The 5,119-nt window shown below is 71.6% G+C and carries 6 protein-coding genes and 1 pseudogene; 2 read left to right on the forward strand and 5 right to left on the reverse strand.

Features of this window, described 5'->3' with window-relative positions; translation table 11 throughout:
- The 5 genes and pseudogenes from ACLBXX_RS20590 to sigK form a co-directional block, all read right to left on the reverse strand.
- Positions 1-347, reverse strand: a pseudogene (locus tag ACLBXX_RS20590) (DNA-directed RNA polymerase subunit beta); the annotation flags it as partial.
- Between the two features lie 83 nt (positions 348-430).
- A complete protein-coding gene (locus tag ACLBXX_RS20595) occupies positions 431-838 on the reverse strand; it encodes a VOC family protein (RefSeq protein WP_056369457.1) in 408 nt (135 codons plus the stop codon).
- Between the two features lie 58 nt (positions 839-896).
- Complete coding sequence (locus tag ACLBXX_RS20600) at positions 897-1,244, reverse strand: helix-turn-helix transcriptional regulator (RefSeq protein ID WP_045298308.1); 348 nt, start codon at positions 1,242-1,244, stop codon at positions 897-899.
- A gap of 135 nt (positions 1,245-1,379) precedes the next feature.
- Positions 1,380-2,213, reverse strand: a complete 834-nt coding sequence (locus tag ACLBXX_RS20605) for an anti-sigma factor (RefSeq protein WP_447659543.1) — start codon at positions 2,211-2,213, stop codon at positions 1,380-1,382.
- Positions 2,213-2,815: an ECF RNA polymerase sigma factor SigK gene (sigK, locus tag ACLBXX_RS20610; RefSeq protein WP_447659540.1), complete on the reverse strand. Its 603-nt coding sequence runs from the start codon at positions 2,813-2,815 to the stop codon at positions 2,213-2,215. Before sigK ends, ACLBXX_RS20605 begins: the two co-directional genes overlap by 1 nt.
- Positions 2,816-3,185: 370 nt before the next feature.
- Here sigK and ACLBXX_RS20615 point away from each other — a divergent pair, with 370 nt between their 5' ends.
- Positions 3,186-3,854, forward strand: coding sequence for a fasciclin domain-containing protein (locus ACLBXX_RS20615; protein ID WP_447659541.1), 669 nt, complete (start codon positions 3,186-3,188; stop codon positions 3,852-3,854).
- A gap of 196 nt (positions 3,855-4,050) precedes the next feature.
- The coding region (locus tag ACLBXX_RS20620; protein ID WP_447659542.1) for a serine/threonine-protein kinase at positions 4,051-5,119 on the forward strand (1,069 nt) is incomplete at its 3' end.

Below are 5,119 nucleotides of genomic sequence, written 5' to 3' on the forward strand. Positions count from 1 at the left end.
GAGCGGAGCTCGGCACGGCCGCGCTCGTAGAGGAGCGCGGCCGTGCGCGGGTCGTCGTGGATCATGAGCTGCACGAGGTACAGCCGCCACAGGGCGCCCGGAAGCGTCTTCGCCGGCGATCGCGACCACAGCTCGGCGAGGTCGTCGATGCCGTGCTCGTCGGTGAAAGCGACGAGCCGGTCGACCACCGTTCCGTCGGGGTCGGCCCGCACGCGGGCGAGCAGGGCATGCGCGGTCGTGTGCGCGACGCGGGAGACCTCGGCGGGGTCCTCGGCGGCGAACACGCGGTCGAAGAGTTCGGCCGGTCGGCGGACGGGCTTGTGGAACTCCCTGGACGAGTCGCTCATTCCGTCCAGGCTACTCGCCGCCACGAGCACGGGCTCGCGCTGCATGGCGGCGACCCACGGCAGGCACACGTCGCCCGCCCGTCTCAGACCTGGTTGAGGCGGATGTGGTTGCCCGCCGGGTCGCGGAAGGCGGCGTCGCGCGGACCCCAGCCCTGCTCCTTGGGCTCCTGCAGCACCTCGGCGCCGAAGGCGCGCAGCTTCTCGAAGGTGGCGTCGAGGTCGGACGTTGTGAACACGTAGGGTCCGGGGCCTGAGCCCTTCACGACGAGGCGCTGCAGCGCGTCGCCGTCCTCGGGCGAGCGGCCCGCGGTCGGGTCGGAGACCACGAGCGAGAGGCCGGGCTGACCGGGGAACCCGAAGCTCACCCAGCGGTGGCCGTCGTAGGCGACGTCGTTCACGACCTCGAGGCCGAGTCCGTCGCGGTAGAAGGGGATGGCGGCGTCGACGTCGTCGACGGTGATGGGGCTGTACGCCAGGGCGATGTTCGTCATGGCTGCCACGCTACGGCGACGCCGCCCCGCGCGCTTCTCCGATCCTGCTCGGTTCGATTCAGGCGTAGCGGGTCGGGCGCGTGAGGATCTTCGCGACGCAGAGCGGCATCGCCTCGGCGGCGTCATGCGGGCGGGACCGGTACGAGCTCGGCGTCTCGCCGACGATCTCGGTAAAGGTCGAGCTGAACGAGCCGAGCGAGGTCGCGCCGACGGCGGTGCAGGCATCCGTCACCGACATGCCTTCGCGCAGCAGCGCCATGGCGCGCTCGATGCGCCGGGTCATCAGGTACGCATAGGGCGTCTCACCGTACGCGGCCTTGAACTCGCGCGAGAAGTGCGCGGGCGACATGAGCGCTTTCGTCGCCATCGTCGGCACGTCGAGCGGCTGCGCGTAGTCGCGATCCATGAGGTCGCGCGCGCGGCGCAGGTGCGCGAGGGTCTGGGTCGTCTGGGGGACGGATGCCACGGCCTCACGCTACCCGGATCGGCGGCGTCGCGCCGCGCTTCGACGTGCTCCGCGACCAGGCGCAAGTCGCCGGCGTCAGGCGGTCGGGATCGTCACGATCGGGTCGGACGAAGGCTCCCCCGTCGGCGAACCGCCCTGGGGTTCGATCGTCACCGCGATCACGTCGCCGGGTTCCATCGCGCCCTCGAGTAGCGCGGTCGTCGTCCCGTCCGTGGGCTCGAACACCCCTGCGGGCACCGCGGCGCCGTCGCGCACGAACCAGAGCTCGAAGCTCTCGTCGTCGGCGATCTGCGGCAGTCCCTGCGACACCACGACGACTTTGCCCACGGACTCCGACCAGTGCGCCGTCGAGGTGCCGCCGTCCGCGACCTCGACCGTCGCCGACCGGGCGTCGGGGGCGTCCTCGATCTGCTGCAGCGCCACGACCTCCGGCGGCCGGTTCATATACTCGTTGATCTGCACGGCCCCGAGGCCGAGCGCGACGAGCAGCACCATGGAGGCCGCGAGCGTCAGGATTCCACGGGTCCAGCGACGGCGCGACACCGCCTGGATCACCGCCGTCGGCGGGGGCGGCTCGACCGGCGGCTCATCGCCGCGCCGATCCGGGTCGGACGGCGGGGCCGGCGCCCAGCGGTCGACAGGGTCGGCCGTCGCGGCCACCGCCGCGTCCATGGCCGGCAGCTGCGGAGTCGTCGCGATCCGAGAGAGCAGCGTGGAGCGCAGCGTCAGCGGAGGCACGGCGTCGGAGACGGTGTCGGCGAGCGCCGCGGCTGTGGCGGCATCCGTCTCGGTCCAGTGGTCCCATTCGGGGTGCTCGCGGCGCGCCGCCTCGAAGGCCGCGCGGTCGGCGGGCGACAGCGCGTTCAGCGCAGCGCCTGCGGCGAGCTCGGCGAACTCCTGCTCGTCCATCACGCGGTCACCCCCATCTCGGCCCGGAGGCGCGACAGGCCGTCCCGCATCCTCGTCTTGATCGTCCCCAGCGGCGCCCCCACCAGGGCCGCGATCTCGCTCTGACTGTAACCCCCGTAGTACGCGAGGGTGAGCGCCTCCCGCTGGGCGTCGGGAAGGCCCGAGAGCGCCACTGCGACCTTCTCCCCCTCGATGCGGAGCTCGACCTGCTCCGCGACCCCGTCGTGGGCGACGTCGAGGTCTCGGAACCCCGCGCGCACGTCGCGATCCGTGCTCGCCTGCGACGACCTCACGCGGTCGACGGCTCGGCGGTGCGCGATCGTCAGCACCCACGATCTTCCCTGACCTCTGTTCGGAGCGAACCGCGCAGCGGATTGCCACACCTCGAGGAAGACCTCCTGCAGCACCTCCTCGCTCTGCGCACGGTCGACGAGCACACGAAGGATCAGGCCGAAGACGCGGGGCGAGAGCATGTCGTAGACGCGGGCGAACGCCGCCTGGTCGCCGCCGGCGGCACGCTGCAGCAGCTCCCCGATGTGGTCGACGGGTTCGGTGCCGTCTTCGGGCACGTCGATTCCATCGATCACCATGTCCACCAGCATGCCTTACGCATCTCCCTCCGACCGGGCGTGGCCTCATCCGAAGCTGAACAAGTACACTTCCACCCCCGGGCGACACCTCGGGCGTCTCGCGGTCCCCACGCGCCGACTGCGCACCGCCGCCCCGCAGACCGATGACGATGAGCTCCATGCGTCCCCCTTGTGCGTCCCCAGGTTGTTCGCCCCGGCCTCGCGTTCGGATTGCCGCGACCGGAGACGGATGCTCCGACCCCGGGGCCGCAGCATCCGTTTGGTCCGATCGCAATCCGATGCGGCGACCCCTCCGAACAGTCCGTGTAGCCGCCTCCGCGGCACGCTCCCCGCACCGGGGACACGCAGAACGCGGTCCGAGGACCGCATAGAGGAGGAAGACATGTCTCGCATCACCGGGAAGCGCGTTTCGGCAGGGCTGATGCTCGCCGTCGCCGCGACCTTCGCGCTGTCCGCCTGTTCGATGGGCGGATCGACCGCAGAGCCGACGACCGAACCTTCGACGTCGACGCCCTCGATGGAGGCGAGCGAGGAGCCGATGACGGCCGATCCCGCCGCCGACCTGGTCGGCCCCGGCTGCGCGGCGTACGCCGAAGCCGTGCCGGACGGCGACGGCTCGATCGAAGGCATGTCGGCCGATCCGGTCGCGATCGCGGCATCCAACAATCCGATGCTCACGACGCTGACGGCCGCCGTGAGCGGACAGCTCAATCCGGACGTGAACCTCGTCGACACCCTGAATGGCGACGAGTTCACCGTGTTCGCGCCGGTGGACGACGCGTTCGCGATGATCGACCCCGCCACCATCGAGTCGCTGAAGACCGACAGCGCGACGCTGACGTCGATCCTCACCTATCACGTGGTGCCGGGCCGGATCGAGCCGGCCGACATCGCGGGCACCCACACCACGGTGCAGGGTTCCGACCTCGAGGTCACGGGCGAGGGCGACATGTGGAAGGTCAATGACGCCAACGTGATCTGCGGCGGCGTGCAGACCGCCAACGCCACCGTGTACCTCATCGACGCGGTCCTGATGCCTCCGGCTCAGTGACCGAACGCCGGCGTCACGCCGGCCATGCGGGGGGCACGAGGCCGCCGACGCTGCGAGGTGCGTCGGCGGCCTCGTGGTGCGTCTTGCACGGAGGCGGCGTCTCGTCAACCCCGCGGTCTGCGGAGGCGGCGCTCCGTACGGTGGATCCAGGCCCGGTGCGGCGCCGGAGGGGTGCGGGCATCGGGTGGGAGGACATGTGACTGACCTGCTCGCGTCCGGAGAGCTCTCCACCGGCGAGCTCCTCGATGACCGCTACCTGCTGCGCGAACGCATCGGCGAAGGCGGCATGGCACGCGTCTACCGCGCCGACGACACCCACCTCCAGCGTTCGGTCGCCGTGAAGGTGTTCCGCGAGCCCACGGACGGCGTGAGCTCCGTCGAGCGCGCATTGTCGGAGACGACGCTCCTCGCTTCTCTCAGTCATCATTCGCTCGTCACCGTGTTCGATGCCCGCGTCGGCACGGATGAGGTCAGCTACCTGGTGATGGAGCACGTCGACGGCATCACTCTGCGAGACCTGATCGCGCGCGGGCCGGTCGATCCGCGGGTCGTCGCGTCGATCGCGATCGACATCGCGGAGGGGCTGCACGTCGCGCACGACCACGGCGTCGTGCACCGTGACATCAAGCCCTCGAATGTGCTCCTCTGGTCGTCCCCGCGACCCGGGTGGGAGTGGCGCGCGAAGCTGGCCGACTTCGGCATCGCCTACCTGTTGGACTCGGCTCGTGTCACGACCCCGGGTGTCATCGTCGGGACGATGGCGTACGTCGCGCCGGAGCAGGCGCGCGGCGTCGTGCCCGCCCCGCCCGCCGACATCTACGCCTTCGGCCTCCTCCTGATCGAGGCGCTCACCGGCGAACGCCCATTCGGCGAGGCCGAGGGCATCGGGACGGTCATGGCGCGGCTCTCGTCGGCGCCGAAGATCCCGGAGTCGCTCCACCCCTCGTGGAAGGGTCTGCTGCGCGGGATGACGGCGATCCGCCCGGACGATCGGCCCACTGCGCTCGAAGTCGTGTCGGCGGCGTCCCGGCTGGCGGCGATGGAGAACACCATCGCCCGCGAGAACGCCGACCCCGCGACCGCGCCCGTCGCAGTCCCCGCCCTGGGGCCGGTCACCGCCCCCACCCAGGTCTTCTCCCCGGCCCTTCCGACCCCGGCGCAACAGGGCGGGGCCCTCCGTCGCGACGCCCGCCTGGCCGCCGCCGCCGTGGCCGCGACGACGGCGGGGGGGGGCGCCGGGGCCCCCGCCGGGCCGTCGGCCGCGG

It is taken from the genome of Microbacterium sp. C23T, from assembly GCF_053345975.1.